Source organism: Rikenella sp. (genome assembly GCF_056799795.1).
Genome location: NZ_JBQIQO010000013.1, coordinates 1 through 21,370 on the forward strand (window position 1 = coordinate 1; position 21,370 = coordinate 21,370).

Annotated in this window: 19 protein-coding genes; 9 read left to right on the top strand and 10 right to left on the bottom strand. The window is 56.3% G+C overall.

Features of this window, described 5'->3' with window-relative positions:
- Positions 1 to 884 precede the first annotated feature (884 nt).
- From ACTO3O_RS04720 to ACTO3O_RS04755, 8 genes are all read right to left on the bottom strand, one after another.
- Positions 885 to 2,063: a fimbrillin family protein gene (locus ACTO3O_RS04720; protein ID WP_297831084.1), complete on the bottom strand. Its 1,179-nt coding sequence runs from the start codon at positions 2,061 to 2,063 to the stop codon at positions 885 to 887.
- A 224-nt stretch (positions 2,064 to 2,287) separates the two neighbouring features.
- Positions 2,288 to 3,724 (bottom strand): hypothetical protein, encoded by a 1,437-nt coding sequence (locus ACTO3O_RS04725; RefSeq protein ID WP_297831081.1) that lies wholly within the window; start codon positions 3,722 to 3,724, stop codon positions 2,288 to 2,290.
- A gap of 99 nt (positions 3,725 to 3,823) precedes the next feature.
- Positions 3,824 to 4,894, bottom strand: a complete 1,071-nt coding sequence (locus ACTO3O_RS04730; protein ID WP_297831078.1) for a fimbrillin family protein — start codon at positions 4,892 to 4,894, stop codon at positions 3,824 to 3,826.
- Positions 4,895 to 4,913: 19 nt separating this feature from the next.
- Complete coding sequence (locus ACTO3O_RS04735; protein ID WP_298080993.1) at positions 4,914 to 5,855, bottom strand: fimbrillin family protein; 942 nt, start codon at positions 5,853 to 5,855, stop codon at positions 4,914 to 4,916.
- Between the two features lie 36 nt (positions 5,856 to 5,891).
- Positions 5,892 to 6,875: a DUF5119 domain-containing protein gene (locus ACTO3O_RS04740; protein ID WP_297831072.1), complete on the bottom strand. Its 984-nt coding sequence runs from the start codon at positions 6,873 to 6,875 to the stop codon at positions 5,892 to 5,894.
- Positions 6,876 to 7,037: 162 nt separating this feature from the next.
- Positions 7,038 to 8,330: a DUF3575 domain-containing protein gene (locus ACTO3O_RS04745; protein ID WP_297831069.1), complete on the bottom strand. Its 1,293-nt coding sequence runs from the start codon at positions 8,328 to 8,330 to the stop codon at positions 7,038 to 7,040.
- A gap of 86 nt (positions 8,331 to 8,416) precedes the next feature.
- Complete coding sequence (locus ACTO3O_RS04750; RefSeq protein ID WP_294593282.1) at positions 8,417 to 9,055, bottom strand: helix-turn-helix domain-containing protein; 639 nt, start codon at positions 9,053 to 9,055, stop codon at positions 8,417 to 8,419.
- A 532-nt stretch (positions 9,056 to 9,587) separates the two neighbouring features.
- Entirely contained in the window at positions 9,588 to 10,457 is an 870-nt protein-coding gene (locus tag ACTO3O_RS04755; protein ID WP_297831065.1) for a hypothetical protein, read from the bottom strand.
- An 11-nt stretch (positions 10,458 to 10,468) separates the two neighbouring features.
- Here ACTO3O_RS04755 and ACTO3O_RS04760 point away from each other — a divergent pair, with 11 nt between their 5' ends.
- Complete coding sequence (locus ACTO3O_RS04760; RefSeq protein ID WP_297831062.1) at positions 10,469 to 10,759, top strand: hypothetical protein; 291 nt, start codon at positions 10,469 to 10,471, stop codon at positions 10,757 to 10,759.
- Positions 10,760 to 11,310: 551 nt separating this feature from the next.
- Entirely contained in the window at positions 11,311 to 11,508 is a 198-nt protein-coding gene (locus ACTO3O_RS04765; RefSeq protein WP_297831059.1) for a hypothetical protein, read from the top strand.
- 202 nt (positions 11,509 to 11,710) lie between these two features.
- Here the strand turns inward: ACTO3O_RS04765 and ACTO3O_RS04770 are convergent, their stop codons facing one another.
- Entirely contained in the window at positions 11,711 to 12,643 is a 933-nt protein-coding gene (locus tag ACTO3O_RS04770) for an NHL repeat-containing protein (RefSeq protein WP_297628348.1), read from the bottom strand.
- A 106-nt stretch (positions 12,644 to 12,749) separates the two neighbouring features.
- Here ACTO3O_RS04770 and ACTO3O_RS04775 point away from each other — a divergent pair, with 106 nt between their 5' ends.
- Both ACTO3O_RS04775 and ACTO3O_RS04780 read left to right on the top strand, forming a co-directional pair.
- Positions 12,750 to 14,072 (top strand): acetyl-CoA hydrolase/transferase family protein, encoded by a 1,323-nt coding sequence (locus ACTO3O_RS04775; RefSeq protein ID WP_297831055.1) that lies wholly within the window; start codon positions 12,750 to 12,752, stop codon positions 14,070 to 14,072.
- Positions 14,073 to 14,139: 67 nt separating this feature from the next.
- Complete coding sequence (locus tag ACTO3O_RS04780) at positions 14,140 to 14,361, top strand: hypothetical protein (RefSeq protein ID WP_297831051.1); 222 nt, start codon at positions 14,140 to 14,142, stop codon at positions 14,359 to 14,361.
- A gap of 1,040 nt (positions 14,362 to 15,401) precedes the next feature.
- Here the strand turns inward: ACTO3O_RS04780 and ACTO3O_RS04785 are convergent.
- Positions 15,402 to 16,376 (bottom strand): deoxyhypusine synthase family protein, encoded by a 975-nt coding sequence (locus ACTO3O_RS04785; protein ID WP_294594780.1) that lies wholly within the window; start codon positions 16,374 to 16,376, stop codon positions 15,402 to 15,404.
- Between the two features lie 395 nt (positions 16,377 to 16,771).
- Between ACTO3O_RS04785 and crcB the strand changes: the two genes are divergently transcribed.
- The 5 genes from crcB to ACTO3O_RS04810 all read left to right on the top strand — a co-directional run bounded on the left by crcB (position 16,772) and on the right by ACTO3O_RS04810 (position 21,325).
- On the top strand, positions 16,772 to 17,146 hold the full coding sequence (gene crcB / locus ACTO3O_RS04790; protein WP_297832873.1) for a fluoride efflux transporter CrcB: 375 nt from the start codon (positions 16,772 to 16,774) through the stop codon (positions 17,144 to 17,146).
- Positions 17,146 to 18,162: a phosphate acetyltransferase gene (gene pta / locus ACTO3O_RS04795; protein ID WP_297832875.1), complete on the top strand. Its 1,017-nt coding sequence runs from the start codon at positions 17,146 to 17,148 to the stop codon at positions 18,160 to 18,162. The genes crcB and pta overlap by 1 nt, the downstream gene beginning before the upstream one ends.
- Positions 18,163 to 19,212: 1,050 nt before the next feature.
- Positions 19,213 to 19,431, top strand: a complete 219-nt coding sequence (locus ACTO3O_RS04800; protein ID WP_297832765.1) for a hypothetical protein — start codon at positions 19,213 to 19,215, stop codon at positions 19,429 to 19,431.
- Between the two features lie 93 nt (positions 19,432 to 19,524).
- Positions 19,525 to 20,076, top strand: coding sequence for an FKBP-type peptidyl-prolyl cis-trans isomerase (locus tag ACTO3O_RS04805; protein ID WP_297832763.1), 552 nt, complete (start codon positions 19,525 to 19,527; stop codon positions 20,074 to 20,076).
- A gap of 187 nt (positions 20,077 to 20,263) precedes the next feature.
- On the top strand, positions 20,264 to 21,325 hold the full coding sequence (locus ACTO3O_RS04810; RefSeq protein WP_297832761.1) for a thioredoxin family protein: 1,062 nt from the start codon (positions 20,264 to 20,266) through the stop codon (positions 21,323 to 21,325).
- The last annotated feature ends 45 nt before the right edge of the window (positions 21,326 to 21,370 follow it).

The following is a 21,370-nucleotide window of genomic DNA, read 5'->3' on the forward strand; positions in this document are numbered from 1 at the left end:
CCACGGGAGGCCCGCAATGTTCGCAAGCTCACTGCGGCCACTCCCGGGCGCCCGCCCCGTTTGGCAATGCCCTATTCTTTCAGGTTCGGGCTGCGCGCTCCCCGGGTGGGCCGAACAGCCCAGCGCGCAGATCCGGCGGTTCGGAGAACCGCAAAAGCACAGCCCATTCACCACCCCATTCTGTGGGATTCGCTCTCAGCCTATAACAGTTCGTCGCCAGCGGTGAGTGCAACGAGCTCCGTCGAGTTGCAGTCCGCCGCATGGGGTGGCGGCGAACTGCGCGACCCGAAAGGGTCGCAGAAGCTCGGCCCAAAGTTCGGCAAAAAGCAGCGCCCCATCCACAGCCCCCTGCTCGGCCCGGCGCGGCGGGAAAACCAGTTACGGTTTTCCCGCCTGAAGAACAAGCACAGCCCAAAGCTTGCCCCAGTTCTCCGCACCGTGTCCGCCTCACTGCGGCTCCGCTTTCGCTCCGCCGCATTTGCGTCGCCCGCCCGCCTGTCCTACAGGAGGAACTACCCCTACACTGGGCAGGCGGTGCCTACCGGCACTCGGAGTGAACAACCTCTACACCCAATACCCCCCGCCATAAGAACCCTATCACTTTGGCACGCTTTATGCAATAATGATTATCGAATCGCTGGAGAGCGGCAAAATGAAAAGGATTTCCGCCCTATCCGGACTGACGATTCGACGGTTGTTTACGATTTGTTTTGTTTGTTTTGGGTATTAGCGGCACAGGGAAAGTTCAGATAAATCCCTGTGCCGCTAATGTTTTCTACCCATATCGGACATCCAGCAACCATACCCTCCCAAAGAACCGGCCACAAAACAAAACGGGCTTACTCCCGTCAAAGAGTAAGCCCGAATGCTTCAGAAAAAATGCTTTACAAAAGATCGTCGAGGTCAATTTCCGGAATCGCATCGGCATCTACCCAATCCTCTACCTGACCGGTAAAGGTGAGTCCATTCTTACCGAATTTCACGGTATACTTATAGTTTTTCCCCGCTTCGATCCCGCCAGTCAAGTCCGGTTTCCCACCCGTAGACGGATTAGTCACCGTCGTAGAGTTAATATTAGCGAAATATGACTGATCTTTGTTTCCGTCATTATGAACCACCTCGATTACAATCCCGTTTTTCGCCGGGTCAGAATCGGTATTCAAATCCGTTCCCGTAACCGGTACCAAGTACCCTATCGCATCGATGTAAGGTTTGATCGGAACCGTCGCCGTCGGATCACCCGGATTATTCACCGGTTGAATCTTAATCGGAATCGTTTCAGTGGCAGCCGTGCTACCCGTCGCTACTATCCCTTTCAGTAAGTCCAAGGTGAAATCCGAGCACAAGCCACCGGTCTTCGAATAGATCTTGATCGCTTTCAAACCTTTATCTTTCGCCCCGCCTGCGCTGACCTGCAACCCGTCTTCGTCCTCGCCTTTAACCACCAAGGTGATTTTAGCCACTTTGTAGCTGAAGATCAATTTCTGGCGGTTGTTTGCTGGATCGGCCGGACGTGCCACATTCAACAAAGGAGTCGCCCATGCGAATCCATAGTCGTACACTTCCGTCTTCCCGGTCTGAATCGTCTGATCAGAGAGGTCTGCCTTGAGCTGGAACGTCGTATTATCGACATACGCCCGTTGATTCGGCGCTGCCGGCATTCCCGGCGCAGAAGCTGTAGCCGACGCTATCCACGGGAAATACCCGAGGAAGGTCAACTCCGCATTCGCAGTTCCTGATGCAGGCCAAAACAAGAGCGGACTTTTGCCCGACTGCTGTTCCTCGCGATAGTACTTTGAGGTAGGCTGATTCTGCTGGTCATCAAAGAAGTGATACGAGACGTTGGCGGTTTTATCGTTCGAACTGTTGTGCCACAAAGCCGTCGCAGCCGCGGTAGCCGTGGTCGGAACGGTAGCGGAACGGAAAGCGAAAATCCCGATCCGATCCATCTTCAAGGTACCATTCGATCCATCTCCAAGGGCGATGTTGGCTTTAGTGATCTCTACCGTAGGCGCACCGGAGCCGAACTGAACAGGCTGTGCGGTGTCCGGAGTAGCGGGCACTGAGTCGTCGAACGTAATTTTGTTACAACTTACCGCTACCAGCAGTGTGGTAGCCAGTATTAAAATCCGTTTCATCCGTTTTCTAAGTTTGGTTAGAACGGGAATTATTCCCGCTCTGCGCTTGAGGCTGAAAGGTGAGGGTAAAAGAAGAGGGGAGCGCACGTCACCCGGAGGCAAAATTACGCACCCCTCTCACCCTAAGGTTTCAGTCGTCGGATGACAGACTAAACTGCCGGAATTTCGTCAGAACCATTCGGTTCTACTACTTCCCAGTCTTGGATTTCACCCTCAAACTCGATTTCGTTCTTATCCAACGTAAGTTTGAATTTGTATTCTTTCCCCGGAGCAATCGCCGGCAAATAATTCTTCGCAGCGGTAGAAGTTCCCGGAAGCGTCGTTACCAAACCACCTTTAGTCTGGTCGAGCGTAGCGGTATAAACTTCCGGATCCTTACCATTCGTCTGACCACTTACATAGAATTTGATGAACACATTGGTCAAATCCCCACCGACCGAAGAGGTAGCGTTATTCCCTGCCGGAATCAGATAACCGGTTACGGTAAATTTCGCAGCAGGTTTCGTAGTTGCAGCAGGAGTTCCGCCTGTACCAGCCGGAATCGTAATAGTCGTCGTCGTGGTATCGCTTGCTGCCGAGGGAATCTTGAACAGATAACCGGTGAACGGACTCGAACCCGAGAAAGTCGGGAAAGTCGTAATATTAGTCCAATTCGCCATCGCCGGAGCAGTAGCATCGGTCGTTACCACGTTGTATACGCCGCTCGTAGCATCCACTTGTTTTGCCTGCGTGAGGTCGAACTTAAAGCCCTGATTCATCCCGTCGCCATACATCGCAATCGCTTTCAGTTCTTTCGGGATATCTCTGGTCACCGTGTGAGCCACAGTTACTTCGAGGGTGAGTTTCGCCACCGCATATTTAAACTGCAACCGAACCGGATCCTGACGAGTCCCCAGCGCAGCCTGCGTATCTTTCTTACCGTAATAAGCAAACATAATCGGCCCCGGATAAGCGTTTTTCGTAACAGTACCCGGTGTACCCGTCTGATCAAAGAATTTAATGGTACTGTTGGTCATATCACCCGTTCCGACAAAATTAGTATTCGTAGCACTGGCCACAGTGGTCGGCATCTCAAAAACATTACCCGAAGCGTCTGCCAAGTTACCCGGCAAGGTCGTAGGATAGTAAGCATAATAGTTCCAACCCTGCCCCCCAGCAAGATAATACATAGTATTATCGATCGGATCCGGTGTAGCAGTCGGATCTACAAACGGTTCAAAGTGAGCAATCGCCGGTACCGGAGTAGCCGGGTTAGTCGTACCATCATACGGATCCACCGATTTTACCACATATTTCCGGTTCAGATACTGGAAATCTGCGTTAGTCGGGAATACCGAAGCCGGAGCAGCCCCCAAAGTTTTGGTATCCAACACAGCATAGATACCGATCGTATCATCTACTTCAAAGGTACTGTGTCCGTCAGCATCCAAGCCGGCTTTCGATACCGTTGCAGTGCTTGCCGCACTGGAGAAGCGCACAACGTTGTCTGCCGGAAGATTCGGGTCTACCGGAGCTTCCCCGATGGTCCGTTTCGAGCAGGCGATCACAGCAAGTGACGCAGCTGCCAAAAGAAGACTCTTTTTCATTGTTGTTTTGTTTTGGTTGTTAAAATGTTTGTTTTCCTTGTGTTTTGGTCGTTCTTATTTTTAGCCGGAAACCACTCCGGCGTATTGCACTCGGTTAAATTACTGTGCCCAAAAGGTCGGGAAATCATTCCCCACTACTTCCCACTCTTCGATCGATCCTTCGACAGTCACCGGCGTTTCGGGTTCGATATCGACGATATACCGATATTCTTTCCCCGGCAACAATCCTCCGGTCACCATTTTGTCGGTTTTCGGAATCGGACAAATCAGATTCGTCCCACCATTAAACGTCAACCGAATCACCGGGTTCACCACTTTCCCCGCTCCCGCATTCGGCACGACGTAGCCCCAGGTAGAAGTAGCCACCAACCCGTTAGTCCCCGCCACCTGTTGCAAAACCCAGAACTGATACGGATTCGCGTCATCCGCCACCGCACTCGTCCGCCCGCCATTGGTCGCCACCTTATCATAAGCCTCCTGTTTGAGGTCGATCACGCATTCGCGATACAGCCCGCCATCGGCATAGAACTCGACGCCGGTCAACTCCCCGCCCATCATACTCGGGTCGTATTCCACTTCGACCTTGACTTTGGACAATACATACCGGAAAGTCAAGTTAACCACACTTCCCACGTTACCACTCTGCATCCCTTTGCCCTTCGCGTTATTGGAATACATGTACGGCAAAACGTTCCCTACCGTACTCTGATCCCCGATATCCTTGAGGTCGATGGTATAATCGTTCTGATCCACCTCCGCTTCCTCCGGTTCCGGCCCCACCGCCGGCCAAACGGCATAGAAGTCCAACTTGGTCGATGTCGAACCGAACCGTATCCGGTCTTGAATGGTTTCGGCCGAGAAGTTGTTGTTGTTATCTGCCACATACCGACAGTCCTTAGCCTCCCCTTTCGCCGTATTCTGGCCATAATTCCCGGAGATTGTCTGCCCCTCCAACGGAGCAAAGACAGAGATCTTATCTCCCTGATCGAACTGCGGCGCCGAGAGTGCCGGATTAGTGTCCTTATCCGAGACTTTGGTAACCGTCTCAGCCTTGGCCGAGAATCTCACGACCTCTCCCTGTGCGACCTCTTCCGTAACGACCTGCTTGGCCTTACATCCGGCGAACAACGCTGCCGTACACAAAGATAATATGATGATTGTCTGCTTCATCGCTGTCTCTTCCAATTTCTTATTGCACCGATCCCGAGATATGCGTTCCGCCGTCATTACCCGGCTTCCAATCCGTAATCTCGGCATCTCCCAAGATCGCCGAACCGCTGTCTTTCAACGTGAGGTTATAGGTATATCTCGTCCCCTTGACATAGGTGATATCATTAGGCTTCGCGTTATAAGTCATACCGTCCGCCGTCGTCACCTTAAATTCCATGTTTTTGATATTCCCGTTCGGCACCACCGCAGCTTTACAAACGCTCACTCCCGGTTCCAAATCGAGTTCTCCTCTCGCCCCCGTCCCCGTTCCTCCATTCAACAACGCAGTTCCCCCGCTCTGGACATCGAATTGATATCCCGTCTGCAATCCATCGCCCGCAAAAGTCACGGACGTAATATCGCCCACATCCCCATCCGGCATCGTAACCGGATCGAATTTGATATTAATGACCACCTGCGCCACCACATACCGGAACTCCAGTTTCACATATTCAAACGTTCTGGAAACGCCTTTTGTTTTCCAAGTATCCGAATAGAGCACCGCGCCGGTCATCCCGTTGGTCTGATCCGCTATATCCATCTCCACTTTTCCCGCCGCATCCGCCTCTGCCGAATAAGGATAATATCCGACAAAGTAGAGTTTTTTAGATTCCGGGAAGGTAATCGGGTCATTCCCCGCCTCTACCAACAGTTCTCCGTTACTCATCTGCACATACGGCACATTCTGCCGCACGAACTCATCTCCGGTAGCGAACATGGAGCTATTTTGCGGATAAGCGTACATCCCGATCACATCCCCCTCTTCGAACTTATCGTCATCCAGCACCTTCGAAGTCGTCACCTCTCCGACAGCAAACCGCACGGGATATCCCTCCTCATCCCCCATCCCTTCACCGACGGTACGTTTGCTGCAACCGGCAAGCATCACGACCGCCCATCCCGCGAGTACGATATATTTCATTTGTTTTTTCATAGCCATTTCCTACACCCGAGTGTATTAAATCCCGTCGACATCCTCTCCCTTACCGTCCTTCCACTTCACGATCACCGTCAAAAATCCCGCATTCGCCTTCACTTCGATATCCGCTTCGACCTTGATGTTCAAATCATTTTCCGTCGCCCCATTTTTCAATTGCTCCGTGATATCCTCCTCGTGGATAAGCGTTCTCCCCGACTCGGTATCGGTATCGAAGTACAATTGGAGTTTATTGCGCAGCGCCGCATCGATTTCCGCCTGGTTCCCAAAGATCAGCATATTTCCGCTCCAAGTCGTCTTGTTACCCGAAATATCGGTCAATTCGAACGGCGAAGCGCACTGCATTCCCCCCACAATCTGCCCCGTTGAGAGATCGACCCCCGAGGCCACATTCCCCAACAACCCTCTCATCGACTTGACCTGATCCGTCAAACCTGTCAGGTTGATTTTGAAATTCACCACCTTGACCTGGCGTTTCATCGGCATCTTCACCTCGATACACGAAGCGTCGTCTTCGACGATCACAATGCCGTTGAGATTGACATTTTCCAAGCTGGACGAGAAAATCCACCCCGGCTGATAAACCACCTCCACACCGTCCGCCTTCGAGAAATTATTCTGTTGCAAGTACGCCGCCGACGCCTTCTTTGCGCTAATCTGCGCCGTCGCAAAGGTTTCCGGTTTCAATACTTCGACATAGTCGTTCTGATTGACCAGAATCATGTGATAAACCCCCACCGAGAAGACCATCTGTTCGCTCCCCACAAATCCCCCGTCCCTCGGAATGGCGTATTTCCCCATCATCGTCCCGTCTTCGCGATAGAGATAAAATTCGAGCGTCGTCGGCAACTCCGCCCCCTCCGGCACCTCGCTCCACTCCGGTATCACCTTCAGCGGCAACTGTTTGATCCGGGTATAAGGCCGTTTGTTACATCCGCCGAAAGTCAGTATTCCGCATATCGCGACAAGCACGAGCCACGTCGCCGACAGAGTTCCGTATTTCAACCGCATTTTCATTCTTTAGTTATCTTTTCCGACATTTCGGATATTACAGAGCACTTAGTATAATCGGAATAGGGTACCGAAATATTGTCAGTGTTCCGAATTTTCGTCATAATTTCACTCAAAAAAACGCCCTCCTCTCCATCTCATCCCAATCACACCAGCCTAATACACCCGCTCCTTATGCCCCATCCGGAAGATCACCGTCGCCCGCACCTTAGTCGGCCCGATCCACGGTTTGTTCTTCTGTTCCACCCACAAGTTGCGCTTCACGATCGAGTTCCACTCGTAAACGTCCATTTTATTGGCCAAATATCCGATCCCGATCCCGAACTCGAACGCCCAACGCCGTCCCACCGGCAAGTAGTAACCGTAACTGATCCCGCCCCCCATCACCGTCCCCTGACGTCCTTTCTGGTTCAGTTTGATATCGTAGTCGGCATACTGTCCATAGAGGCCGATAATATGCCCCGCTCTCGAGCGGTCGTCCCCGAACCAGTATCTGAACTCCGGCCCCGCACCAGCCACGTATACCCCCTTGTTCCCCGTATTATCCTGCTTTTCCCAATAGGTCAGCGTCCCTTCGAGCAAGATCGAGAAGTGACCGCCGATATGAAACTCCAGCCCCGCATTCGGCGCCGCCACCAACCAGTAGGGTAAATTGGTCCGCAACGAAAGAATCTGATCGATCGGCCCTTCATACTTCGCCCTTACATTACGCCCCATCACCCCCGGCCGCCAAACCGGATACGGGTTGGTTCGAATCGCCGCCAGCTGGCGTTCCCGCTGCGCCGCCGACATGGTATCCGAAATGGCATCCGTCAGCTCCCGCGTCACATTGATCTGCGACTGCATGCGGTTCGCCGCCGCAACCCCTTTGGCTCCCTTCCCGCCACTGAGATAGGTGGCGACTTCCACCCGCCTTACCTTATTATATATATCATCTCCCCCCAGCCACGCATCCGCGCCGTCATTCCCATCGCCGAATTCGCCGTCCGAATCGTAATAATCCTCTTCCGCCTCCCGCACATGCGTCAGAAAACGCACCCCGTGCAACTCATTGTGTTCCAATCGCCCCACGAGGAAATCCTTCACCGCCAAAATCCTGGCCTCCGCCAACTCCCGCGTCCCGATGCGGCTATCCAGCGTAGAAGTGTACGCCGTCAAGACGATCGAGTCGATCGCCACCGTCTCCTGTTCGGCCACCCGTCTGGCCAGCGAGTCGAACTGTTGACGCTGCATCAGGTTCGGCCCGTATTGGAACACCAGATCGCTACTCCCCGTAACGAAATAGAATTTGATTCTCTGCGGTCTCACCACCGCCGCTTTCCGCGCCGCCGCGGCACCGGTAGAGGCGAATATGCCCTCCGTATACATCTGCGCCCTGAGTTCCCCCAAGGAGCCGACCATCGCCGACAGCATCCCTACCGCCATCGCAAACAAGCGTTGTTTATTCATTCTATTTCGCTGCATATCTTAGTTTAAGCGCCAAAAACTCCGTGTCTCCGAAAAATAATCCGCTCTCTCACCACCGCATCCGAGCCTCACATCTCTCCGCCGCTACCCCCCTCCCCTACACCCTTCGTCATCTCCGCTCCGTTTATTTTTCTCATCCCCGCCACCCCTCTGAGTTTCAGGTACCGATACATACTCCGTTCGTTGCACCGCACGATATCGCAAATATCCCTCACCGTAAAATCCCCCTGACAATACATCCGCACCGCCAGGTCGAGTTTCTCTTCGTTCATTTTGATCGACCCTTTCGGCCGCCCACCCCTCACCGTCGATTTCCGCCCCCTCGTCCGTCCCTCGCCACCCGTTTCCCGCCCCAATACCGGCACCATCCGATGGTGAATACATGCCAACAACTCCTCTCCGCCCCCGTGACACAGAATCTCCCAACACCCCTCCAGCCACTCTTCCGCCAGCGAGACCAATTTGAATCGCCTGCGCGACCACATCAGCAGCACCTCCACAATATCCTCCACCCCCACGCATATATCCCTCAGCGAGCACACCACCAGCTTATCTCCAACCCCCAGCAGCTCCGCCACCTCCAGAAAGCGATCTTTCGCCCGCCCCGCATCCTCCGCCACATCCAACCCGTCCACCCCGTAATTCATCAGCCTCACCACCTCCGCCGAACTCGCATCGCCCGTATTTACAACAAACCCTCTGACCATGATCGCTTAAATATCCATTCGGATTTCCCGCGACCGAACGCCCCGAAAATCCACTCGTTTCCGTAAAGTCCAAAAGGAATCAAAATCATTGATTCCCAAGTTTATAAATCCTCCTATCGAATGAAAAATCCATTCCTCTCCCCCATTCGACGCTTCAATATCTGACAACAAAGATACTGCAATAAATCATACCTGCAAATTTTTTTATGTATAAATATTTCACCCTACCGGCAGGAAACAGAGGCTTCGAAGCGATGAAGCCGGAAAAATTCCACCCCTCGGGGGCTCCGAAAAAAGATATGACAAAAAATCAACGTCGGAAAGATCGTCCGAAAACCCGACCTGTCGCTAAAAATACACCTTTCACAAACCTATGAAATACAAATACTTATATATCAATAAAAATAATTGTCACCATTTTACCGGCCACTGAAAATTATGACAAATTTTCATTCAGGAGGGTGCCGACAACAAACCGACAACCACTTAAATCCCGACTTGTCACATTCCGTCTGATATGACAAAAACAGGCTTACAGCCCGGCCGACAACGACAACGCCCCGCAAATTTCGGTCGAAACCTCGCCCAGCGTTCCTCCAACCTGCTGATTGACCGCCGTATAGACCCGGATTTGTTTGACCGTTCGGAGCTCGACCCTCCGCCCCGCCTCGTCCACCGCCCGATCGATGTCGAATTTATTGCCGTACCGCGTATCCGGATCTCCGCCGACCACCGTCGTATAATCCGGCGACCAGTTGTCCGCATATCCCTCCCCCAGATCGCGCAGCACATACTTCACCCCGTTCCACTCCGCCGGATCCGGCAATCGGAGCCCTCGGAAAACGATCGTCCGCTCCCCTTGCGCCGCCGCCGGCCAATAACTCTGCGGATGGATAGTCGCCAACGCCTCGATCGTCCCGCTCCCTCCCCGATTGTCCGTCCATGCCACCTCCTCCGCCTGCGCCACCTGCTTCGGTCGGAAGTAAGTTATCTCGTAGTCCGCCACGCTTCCCGTCGCCTCGTCCGCCGCCCCGCGCAATCGATACCAGCGTTCTCCGTCCGGACTGACCTCGACAACGCCCGGTTCGGAACTCCCGTCGAAAGCGTTTCCGAAAATGACGAAATCAGGCCCCTCGATATTTTTGAGTTCGTGATCGAACTCGAAGACGACCGCACCGCCGAAGCCCCCCAGGGAGAGACATCCCTTTTTCCCGCCGACAAGCGATTCAGCCGCCTCCCGGGTTCCCATCTCCGAATTGACGAATTGTCCGGGAGCGGGCGTATAACTTACGATTCGGGCGATCCACTTCGAATGTTCCGGCGGCATCGGATCGTTCGTTTTATTACATCCTGCGAGCCCCAGCAGGCCCGGAAGCGCCCAAATCCAGACTGAATTTTTCATTCCTTTTCTTTTTGAAACGAGAATGCACCGCATTCGTAGAGGACAAAAATAACCTTTCCGTCCGAACCGTCCAAGCGATCGGCCAATCCGCCGTTTCCCGCTTCCCCGCCCCGGGCTACCGCGACGCAGGCAATGAAAAACGTTTCGGAGACCTGGGTAGCGCCGGCAATCACGGAGCCAGTTGGTCTTCGACAAACAGCAGCGTGGAGGCGATATATTTGTACTTCCATTCAACGATATTCCATCCCAACCGAGCACTCCACCGCGGCTACGGTTTTCAGCTGCGTTGCCTCTCGGAATAAACGGACGCTAAGCGTCTTTTAATGGCCGTGTACCCCCCAAGCAACCGGCCGCTTTTCCCCAGTTTTACTGACACAGCCGCAGAAATGCGAAGCATTTCCCGTCCACGGGACGTGGGGCCCGGCCGGCCCGAGGCCAGTCTCCTCAAACCAAACCGCGCGCCACGCCTAAAGAGGGAAATCTTCAAAATGTGCTGGCACGTTTTGACAAGATTTCCCTAGGCGCGCGGATAGAACTCGATGTTTTCGAATTAAAGTCGGGCGGCTGTCCATGTCGAGGAGACTGTTTATCTCTTCTCTCTGATCCGCTTAGGCCGCGGGGGCCCCTACTTTTTATTATGTGATAACCGACGCTGCCTGTGAGGGCAATGCTAACAAAGTTTGCTAATTGCCGAACGGCGAGGAGGAAAACAAGCGTAGCGCAGTTAAAAAGTAGGCAAAAAGCACATTCAAGGGGGATTCGCATCCCCCTTGAAAATCCCCCGACGGTTTCTTTAGGTAAAGGCGCCTTGGTAAAGGAGGCCGGCTATTTAAGCCGAGACTGCCCGGTTCGAGTGCCGAGCGGCACCGCCCCGGGCTTCCGCTATTATGCCACCGGCGAACTGGGCGGAGTCGGAAACAACGGATACAGTTGGTCATCCACAGTCCGAGGAAACGGTGGCATGGATCTGAATTTCCTGTCGCAATATATCAGCCTCAACGCAGCGAACGGATTCGCCCACGGTTTTCAGCTGCGTTGCCTCTCGGAATAAACGGGCCGCGGGCCCGCGGGGGCAAAGGGCCGAGTCTACCCTAAAAATAAGGGCAGCCTCTATCCCAAAAGCTACCCTAAGCAGCCGGCAGCAGCGGCCCGAAACCGCCCGAAACCACACCCCCGAAACCACACCCCAAGCCACAAAAAAGCCTCGCCGAACAGTCGGCGAGGCAACGAAAAAACTCAAAAGCCCACAAAAACTACAACGCCACCATATAGACCCTGCTCGCCGGCAAATCCGGCACAACCAAATATCCCTTAGCCACCGAAATATCCGCCGGCCCCCGCAGCTCCACCCCCAAATCCAACACCGTCACCGCATTTTTCCCCTCCGGCGTCAGATCGACAAACCCCACCTCTCCCGCACCGTTCTCCCCCCTCCAATTGCTGAAATAGAGCCTCTTGCCATCCCCCGAGACCGCCACCCCGTCGTACTGACCGAACCGATCCCCCATCAGATTCACCGGTTCCGCCGTCAAATCCGTCATATTCACCGCATAAATACCATTTTCCGCCCCCGGCCTCTCCTCCGGATCATACGACGCCACATACAACGTCCCCTCATACTCCGCCAGCCCGTTCGCCCCCGGAATCGTCGCCACCAGCTTCGGCACCGGCCTCCGCGCCCCCCACACCGCCTCGCAATCCCGCACATCCAACGCATAAATATGTCCCGTATTCGTCACCGACACCAACAGAAAATCCCCCATCGCCACGATATCGTTCACAAACACCTCCCCCTCCGGAAAGGCGATCTTCACCGGCTGCACCCCCGGCTTTTTCAGGTGAAAAACCGTCACGCACCCCACATCCGCCACGAACAGACAATCCTCCTTGACCGCCATCCCCTTCGGCGCATTCAGCGCCCCCCGCGCCGGAATCAGAATCCGATTCTCCTTATTCAGCGAAACGATATACCCCCGTCCTTCCCGGTTGAGCGGCGCCAGCGAATCCGTCCCGAAATTCGACACCAGTATCTCCCCGCTCCTGAGCACCAGCGTCCCCTCCGGAAAGCGCATGTTTTCCGTCACCGTATAGACCTTCTCCTTCCCCGCCGCCACCCCCTGCTGCGCCGCCGCACACACCCCCACTCCCGCCGTCCAGACCGCCAAAAACGTAAACAACCGTTTCATAACCTATTCTTTGTTAAGTAAGTTGCAGTAAAGATAATTAAAATTCCTAAATTTGTCCGGAACTTTACTTTTTGCCAACCAAAAACACGCAAAAACACCATCGCTTATGAACAACCCCAACATCCGCATCGTTTCGGCTGCCGAGGCTGTACAAGTCGTCAAGAGCGGCGACCATATCCACCTGAGTTCGGTGGCCAGCGCTCCGCAATGCCTGATCAAAGCCCTTTGCGATCGCGGCGACCGCGGCGAACTCCGTGACGTCTTCATCCACCACCTCCACACCGAAGGCCCGGCGCCCTATGCCGATCCGAAATACGAAGGGATCTTCCAATCCTCCCAGTTTTTCGTCGGCAGCAACCTGCGTCGCGCCACCCAGGAGGGGTATGCCGACTATATTCCCGTTTTTTTGAGCGAAACGCAAAAACTGTACCGCTGCGGCGCCTTGCCCATCGACGTCGCCATGATCCAGGTATCGCCGCCCGACAAACACGGCTACGTATCGCTCGGGACATCGGTGGACGCCACATTGGCAGCAGTTGAATGCGCCCATACCGTCATCGCCGTCATCAATAAATACGTCCCCCGATCGTTCGGCCAGGCCATGATCCGGATGTCCGAGATCGACATCTGGTGCGAAGACGACACCCCGCTGATCGAAGCGCCGTTCACCGCACCGAACGAAGTCGAGACCGCCATCGGGAAACACTGCGCCGAACTGATCGAAGACGGCGCCTGCCTTCAGATGGGCATCGGCGCGATTCCGAACGCCGTACTCGCCCAGCTCGGCGGGCATAAAAATCTGGGGATACACACCGAAATGTTCGCCGACGGCGTTCTGCCGCTCGTCGAATCGGGCGTCATCAACGGGATGAACAAAGTGACCGACCCGGGCAAAATGGTATCGACCTTCCTGATGGGCTCTCAGGAGGTCTACGACTTTATCGACGACAACCCCGGCGTGCTGATGATGGACGTAGGGTACACCAACGACCCGCACATCATCTCCCAGAACCCGAACTTCACGGCCATCAACTCGGCCCTTCAGATCGACCTGACCGGCCAGGTCTGCGCCGACTCGATCGGCACGAAGCACTACTCGGGCGTGGGCGGCCAGATCGACTTTATTTACGGCTCTTCGCTGTCGAAAAACGGGAAAGCGATCGTCGCCATGCCGTCTAAAACCAACAAAGGGATCAGCAAGATCGCTCCGATACTCAATCCGGGTGCCGGTGTCGTGACCACGCGCGCGCACATGCACTGGTTCGTCACCGAACACGGCGCCGTGAACCTGTACGGCAAGACCTTGCAGGAACGGGCCCGGCTGGTCATCAGCGTGGCCGCTCCGGAGCACCGCGAAGAGCTGGATCACGCCGCTTTCGAACGGTTCGGCCCTCACCACACCTATATTAAGATGGAATGCGGCATGTAGGCCGTATTCCACGATCCTTCGTTATATCCATTTTATCCACCCTCTCTTCGGTCTTCCGGAGAGAGAGTTGTTTTACCTCGATTCTCTGCGACGGCGCTGTCCGCCCGCCCCGGGTTTCCGCTACTACAATTCAGGCGCGCTGATCAGCGTCGGCGGCGAAGGTTCCGTCTGGTCGGCTGCGGCCAACGGGACGGCCAGTGTCTATTTGCGCTTCGTCGTGAATGCAGCTCAACCCAACCACTTGATCGGCCGTGTCTACGGTTTTCAGCTGCGTTGCCTCTCGGAATAAACGGGGACGCGAAGCACTCGAATACTGGCGGGCGTCCGACCCACACTATCTTACTTACCAGCTACAAGTTCCGCCTATTCGTCCTCGGCTCGCCTCCCCCGAGCCGCTATGGCGTCGCTGCGCCCGAGGACGGCGATTCCTCGAGGAATCGCGCTATTCGCTCTTAGCCTATAGCAATTCGCCGCCAGCGGGGAGTGCAACGAGCTCCGACGAGTTGCAGCCCGCCGCAGGGGGTGGCGGCGAACTGCGCGACCCTAAAGGGTCGCAAGAGCACGACCAACGGTTCAGCCCAAAGCCAGGCCAATAGTTCACCCCATTCTGTTGGTTTCGGGCTGCGCGCTCCCCGGGTGGGCCGAAGGCCCAGCGCGCAAGCCCGGCGGTTCGAAGAACCGCAAAAGCACCACCCAATTCATCACCAATCTGCCGAGTTCGTTTTCGGCCGCAGCCAGCGAAGAACGAATATTAAGGCTGAGGCGGCCAGTAAAAGACACTGTGCATCTCCTCCGCATCCGAGAGCTGCGGGCCGATCGTTGACACGGAGACTTAGCTACTCGCTCTCGGCCCAAAGCTTGGCCAAGAGTACAGCTCAACTCACCGCCCAAATCCAAGCCCCATGCTCAGCCCAGCGCGGCTCGAAAACCGATTACGGTTTTCGAGCCTGAAGAACAATCGCAGCCCAAAGCTCGCCCCAATTCTCCGCCCCGTGTCAGCCTCACTGCGGCTCCGCTGTCGCTCCGCCGCGGGCGACGGATTTCGCGCGTAGTTCTTTATTCGCGCGCCTGCGCGATTCATTCTATTTCGGCTCATCGCCGAAATCGTTGAATCGCTTCTTTAGGCGGAGCGCGCGATCTGTCCCCAAAGAGGGTACTGCCCTTACGCCGGGCGGGCGGTGCCTCCCGGCACTCGGAAGGGACAGCCTTTACCCCAAGGCTGCCTCCGCCCAACATATGCGCAGCAACAACACCCAAAAGAAAAAAGGTTCGGGCCGTCCTTGGAATTAAGGACGGCCCGAACCCGCAAATTATCACACCCGCACCGAACTACCAGCCCAAAATGTAAGCGAACATCAGCGGCGCCACGATCGTCGCATCGCTTTCCACGATGAACTTCGGCGTATCGATATCCAACTTGCCCCACGTAATTTTTTCGTTCGGCACCGCCCCCGAGTACGACCCATAGGAAGTCGTTGAGTCCGAAATCTGACAGAAATAAGCCCAGAACGGCGTCTCCTCCCACCCCAAGTCCTGATACATCATCGGCACACAGCAAATCGGGAAGTCGCCCGAAATCCCCCCCGCGATCTGGAAAAATCCCACACCCTTTCCGCCGCTGTTTTGCTTGTACCAGTCGCACAAGAACATCATCGTCTCGATCCCCCCCTTGACCGTCGAAGCCTTCATTTCGCCCTTGATGACATACGACGTGAAGATATTCCCCATCGTCGAATCCTCCCACCCCGGCACGATAATCGGGAGATTTTTCTCGCACGCCGCCAACATCCAGCTGTTTTTCGGATCGATTTCGTAATACTGCTCCAGCACCCCGCTGCGAATCAGCTTGTACATGAACTCATACGGCAGGTAACGTTCCCCCCGTGCGTCCGCCTCCTTCCAAATCTTCTCCATATGCCCCTGCAACCGCCGGAATGCCTCCTCCTCCGGGATACACGTATCCGTCACCCGATTGAGGTGATTGTCCAGCAACTCTCGCTCCTGCTGCGGCGTGAGGTCACGATAGTGCGGCACCCGTTTGTAATGCGAATGGGCCACCAGATTCATCAAATCCTCCTCCAGATTGGCCCCCGTACACGTAATGATCTGCACCTTGTCCTGCCGGATCATCTCGGCCAGCGAAATCCCCAGCTCCGCCGTAGACATCGCCCCGCCGAGCGTAATCATCATCTTCCCCCCCGCATTCATGTGCTCTTCGTAAGCCTTCGCCGCATCCACCAGCGCCGCCGCGTTGAAATGCCGGTAATTGTGCGTAATAAACTGCGAAATCGGTCCTTTGCTCATCGTATGACAGATTTAAAATGTGAAAACCACCGCGAAGGTACAAATTAATTATTTGTAACCTACTTCTTTGTGCCGGATGGAACTGCCGCTTTTTGGAAAAAGCGGCACCAAAAACTTTTATGACAGCTACGCTACGCCTTAGGCTCCGCAGTCCTCATTCTTCGCGAGTCTGTCGGGCTGGGTTTTCTCGGCGGGGCGCTATAATGCGAGTATTACCCCAATGCGCCCCCGCCGGAAAACCACAGCCCAACGAAACAAGGCGGAGAGAACCCGTGGTCGTCCCACCGGGACGACCTCTGCAAAAGTTCTTTGGGTACCTTTCTTTCAAGAAAGGTACGGTTCCGTCCGGCACAAAGAACAAAGACACAAATAAAAATAGTACCTTTGTTAGCATTATGTGGAGCAACTTATTGTGGGTAGGTCTCGGCGGCTTCGCCGGTTCCGTAGCACGTTACGGCACCTCCGTAGCCCTCGCCGCCCTGTTCGCCGGACGCGAAGGGCGATTTCCGTGGGCCACGCTGAGCGTCAACCTCGTCGGATCATTCGTAATCGGGCTGCTTTTACAGCATTTCGAGACCGGCACCGCCCGACATCTTTTAGGCGTAGTGGGATTTTGCGGCGGCTTCACCACCTTTTCGACCTTTTCACTCGAAAGCGTGCGCCTGCTGCGCGCGGGAGAGCCCCACACCGCCCTGCTCTATATCGGCCTGAGCCTCGCACTCTGTTTGGGGGCCACCGCCTTGGGAATGACAATAAAATTATCGAAATAATGGAACTTTTAAACCGCATCAAAGAACAGGCGCGCACCGCCAAGCAGCGCATCGTACTGCCCGAAGGGAACGAAGAGCGCACCATGCGCGCCGCCAACGAGATCGTTGAACAGGGCATCGCCGAGATCATCCTGATCGGCAACCCCGTCGAACTCAAAGAGTTGGCCAAAGACTGGGGACTGGAACACGTGCTGAACGGCGACATCCGGATCGTCGATCCGGCCGATCATGCGAAAAAAGAGGCTTACGTCGACCTGATGCTCCAGATCCGCGCCTCGAAAGGACTTACGCGGGAAGATGCCGAACGACTCATTCTCAATCCGTTGTATCTCTCCGTAATGATGATCAAAGCCGGCGACGCCGATGGTGAAGTGGCCGGTGCGGGGAATGCCACCGGCGACGTGCTGCGACCCGCTTTCCAGTACGTGAAGACCAAGCCCGGGATTTCGGTAGTTTCGGGCGCCTTCATTATGCTCCTGAAAGACAAGCACTACGGCGAGAACGGAATGATGATCTTCGCCGACTGCGCCGTGCATCCGAACCCCACCGCCCCGGAGCTGGCACAGATCGCCGTCGAGACCGGCAAAACCACGCGTGCGATCGTCGGGATGGAGCCGCGGATCGCCATGTTGAGCTTTTCGACTAAAGGTTCGGCCAAGCACGAGATGGTAGATAAAGTCGTCGAAGCCACGAAGTTGGCCCAGGAGATGGCACCGGACATGAAGATCGACGGCGAGCTTCAGGCCGACGCCGCCATCGTGCCGGGCGTAGGCGCTAAGAAAGCGCCGGACTCCAAGATCGCCGGTCGTGCCAACGTACTGGTTTTCCCGACCTTGGAAGTGGGAAACATCGCCTATAAGCTCGTTCAACGCTTGGCCGATGCCGAAGCCATCGGGCCGATTCTGCAAGGTATGGCCGCCCCGATCAACGACCTTTCGCGAGGTTGCTCCGTGAGCGACATCGTGAATCTGGTAGCGATTACCGCCTGCCAGTCCCAGGCCGAGCGAGGGTTGTAGGTTTTCATATTTAGGGAAGCGGCGACCAACAAGCGTGCGGACAAAGGGTTGGGCCGAGGCTGCCAGTGGAAATGCGTAAACATTTCCCGTCCACGGGACGTGGGGCCCGCGCGCAGTACCCTCAAACTAAACCGCGCGCCGACGCCTAAAGAGGGAAATCGTCAAAATGCGCTTGCGCGTTTTGACAGGATTTCCCCCGGCGCGCACCAAGAACTGGGCCGAGCTGATTAAGCGATACACAGTATCGCTCCGTCCCGCCGGGGTCACCCGGCCGCCGCCCGCGCAGGGCAGTTTCAGGCGGGTCAAAGCTCGATCCGCGCGCGACTGCTGGAGTAGGAAATCATTCAAAGCGTCTTGCGCTTTGAATAAGATTTCCGCCGGCGCGCGAACAAAGAACAGGGGTAGAGTTTGTCCATTCCGAGTGCCGGAAGGCACCGCCCGCCCGGCGTAAGGGCAGTACCCTCCCGTCGCCAAAGACGCGCGCCACGCCTAAAGAAGCGATTCAACTATTTCGGCGGTGAGCCGAAATAGAATGAATCGCGCAGGCGCGCGAAAACGCGGCGGAGCGACAGCGGAGCCGCAGTGAGGCACACACGGGGCAGTGCTTTGGGCCGAGCTCCTGCGGCTCGCAGAGCCGCGCGGGCCGAAGCCTCCCCCAGCGGAGGCCCGCAACTGACGTTGCTGTGGGCCCCGCAGGCTTCGACCGCTTGAACTGAGAGCGAGTAGCGTGATTCGCAGAATTGGGGGCGGTAAATAGGTGCTGTGCTCTTGCGGTTCTCCGAACCGCCGGCCTTGTCGCCCAGCGGCGAAGCGCCTCGGGGGTGGGCGACAGGCCGAACCCGAGAGCTTTAGGCGGTGAATGGGTGCGGTGCTCGTGCGACCTTTAGGTCGCCGGGCTTGCGGCGGGGCATCTTTGATGCCCGGGCCGGACGCCGCAGCCCGAACCCCAAAGAATTGGGGCGACGAATGAGGTAGTGCAGTTGCGGCTCTTTGAGCAGCGCAGTTCGCCGCTGCCCCGACAGGCAGAGGGCTGCAACTCAACGGGGCTCGTTGCACTCACCGCTGGCGGCGAACAGCACAAACCCCGCCCCGGGCTTCCGTGGCGGAAGCGAAGGCGCACTGGGCAACGTCAGCCGCCACGGTTTCAACTGGTCTTCCACCACAGGCGATATCGGCGCCCTGGACGTGGATTTCAGCGTGACGTACCTCTACCCCAGCAACACGGGCTATCGTGCCGGCGGTCGTCAGTTGCGTTGCCTCTCGGAATAAACGGAAGGATAAACGAGAAAAAGATTCGGAACAGGTAAAATAACAGGCCCAGAACACCCGTTATCAAACAAAAACAAACGTAAAAACCAAAGAATGAAGATTTCAGAGAACAAATTCGTGTCACTGACCTACACCCTGACCGTCGACGGCCAAGTGGCCGACCAAGCCACCGCCGAACGCCCCCTGGGCTTCGTGTACGGCATCGGGATGCTCCTGCCCAAATTCGAAGAATACATCGCAGGCAAGATCGCCGGCGACAGCTTCGAATTCGTGCTGAGCCCCTCCGAAGGCTACGGCGAAGTTAATCCCCAGGCCGTCGTGAACCTGCCCAAAGAGGTGTTTATGGTCGACGGCGCCATCCCCGACGACATGCTCGTCGTCGGCAACGTGCTCCCCATGGCCGACCAGAACGGCAACCGGCTGATGGGCACCGTGAAAGCCGTGAACGACACCGACGTCACCATGGACTTCAACCACCCGATGGCCGGTAAGACCCTGAACTTCAGCGGCCGGATCCTCGAAGTGCGCGACGCCCGCCCCGAAGACACCATGCCCGCCGGCGGATGCTCCTGCGGCTGTGAAGGCGACTGTGGAGACGGCGGATGCGGAGAAGGGTGCGGCGAAGGCGGCTGCGGATGCCACTAACCGCGCCGGCTTTAGATCGGACGCGACCCGCCATATAACCATACCTATTATATATATAGAGTCGCCCCGCCGACCACCTGCAGGCCAAAAGCAAGAGAGGCTTTCGCCGGATTATTCTTTAGCAAAGAGAAGATTTTCCGGACAAAGCCTCTTTTTCCGTTCCCTCCCTCATCGAAAAACACCCGCCATGCGCCCCCAAAAAATCCTTCTCATCCTCCTGCTCCCCCTTCTCCTCCACCCCGCCGCAGGAGAGGAAACCGGCCGGCAAGCCCGCCTGACCTACCACGGCAGCGACCCCTACACCGCCCTGAACGAAGCCCGGAGCCAGGGGAAACCCCTGCTCGTCGAATTTTACGCCGACTGGAACCACCGCAGCCGGTGGATGTCCGGCCACGTCCTCAGCGACTCCGCCGTCCGAAACCTCATCGAGAACCGGTTCATCCCCGTTCAGGTACCCACCGGCACCCCTCAAGGCGCCGAACTCGCCCGGATCTACGAAGTCACCTCCTACCCCGCCATTCTGATCTTCCACCCCGGCGGCGACGTACTCGACAAAATAGACACCACCCTCGACCCCGAAGACTTCGAACAACGCCTCCGCGCCCTTCTGATGACCACCCAAGGGTACGGCACTTGGCGTCTGAGACGCGTCTACACCGCCGCCGAGAGCGGCGATCCCGCCGCCACCGACGCCGCCATGCGCGCCTTTCTGCACGGCCAACTCCCCCAAGACCTCGCCAACAGCGTCGTCTGGCCCCTCTTCGAGAACAGCATCGTCATGCGCAGCGACTCCCCCGCCTTCGAATACGTGACCACCCACATCGAAACCTTCCGCCACGCCATCGGCCGCGAAACCGTCGACGCCACCCTCGAAGAAGCCCTTCGCGCCGGCCTGCTGCCCGAAGTCGTCGGTAGCCGCCCCTACTCCGCCACCGCGAGCGCCGCCCTCGTCGAGACCGCCCGCCGGCTCGAACTCCCCGCGCTCCCCTCCCTGCAAGCCATGGCCGACGTAGCCGCCCTGCGTCAAGGCGACGACCTCGACCTCTTCACCGCCCGCGTCGGCCTGCTGATGGCCATGCTGCCCGAACCCTACAGCCTCCCGCTCGCCCTCTCCCTGGAGACCGTCGCCGCCCGCGGCTCGCGCGACACCCGGAAAACCGCCCGCGAACTCGTCGACGACCTTCTGAACCGCCTCCGCTCCCCCGCCCAAATCGAGATGCTCCACTCGCTGCGCGAACGTTTGGAATAAAATTGCTAACTTTACCCGCCTTAAACCCCCGGGCCACCGAACCCT

Coding starts and splice junctions, on each gene's coding strand:
- ACTO3O_RS04725 (WP_297831081.1), bottom strand. CDS start 3,724: ATGAAAAAGAGTCTTCTTTTGGCAGCTGCGTCACTTGCTGTGATCGCC.
- ACTO3O_RS04730 (WP_297831078.1), bottom strand. CDS start 4,894: ATGAAGCAGACAATCATCATATTATCTTTGTGTACGGCAGCGTTGTTC.
- ACTO3O_RS04735 (WP_298080993.1), bottom strand. CDS start 5,855: ATGAAATATATCGTACTCGCGGGATGGGCGGTCGTGATGCTTGCCGGT.
- ACTO3O_RS04745 (WP_297831069.1), bottom strand. CDS start 8,330: ATGAATAAACAACGCTTGTTTGCGATGGCGGTAGGGATGCTGTCGGCG.
- ACTO3O_RS04750 (WP_294593282.1), bottom strand. CDS start 9,055: ATGGTCAGAGGGTTTGTTGTAAATACGGGCGATGCGAGTTCGGCGGAG.
- ACTO3O_RS04755 (WP_297831065.1), bottom strand. CDS start 10,457: ATGAAAAATTCAGTCTGGATTTGGGCGCTTCCGGGCCTGCTGGGGCTC.
- ACTO3O_RS04770 (WP_297628348.1), bottom strand. CDS start 12,643: ATGAAACGGTTGTTTACGTTTTTGGCGGTCTGGACGGCGGGAGTGGGG.
- ACTO3O_RS04775 (WP_297831055.1), top strand. CDS start 12,750: ATGAACAACCCCAACATCCGCATCGTTTCGGCTGCCGAGGCTGTACAA.
- ACTO3O_RS04785 (WP_294594780.1), bottom strand. CDS start 16,376: ATGAGCAAAGGACCGATTTCGCAGTTTATTACGCACAATTACCGGCAT.
- crcB (WP_297832873.1), top strand. CDS start 16,772: ATGTGGAGCAACTTATTGTGGGTAGGTCTCGGCGGCTTCGCCGGTTCC.
- pta (WP_297832875.1), top strand. CDS start 17,146: ATGGAACTTTTAAACCGCATCAAAGAACAGGCGCGCACCGCCAAGCAG.
- ACTO3O_RS04805 (WP_297832763.1), top strand. CDS start 19,525: ATGAAGATTTCAGAGAACAAATTCGTGTCACTGACCTACACCCTGACC.
- ACTO3O_RS04810 (WP_297832761.1), top strand. CDS start 20,264: ATGCGCCCCCAAAAAATCCTTCTCATCCTCCTGCTCCCCCTTCTCCTC.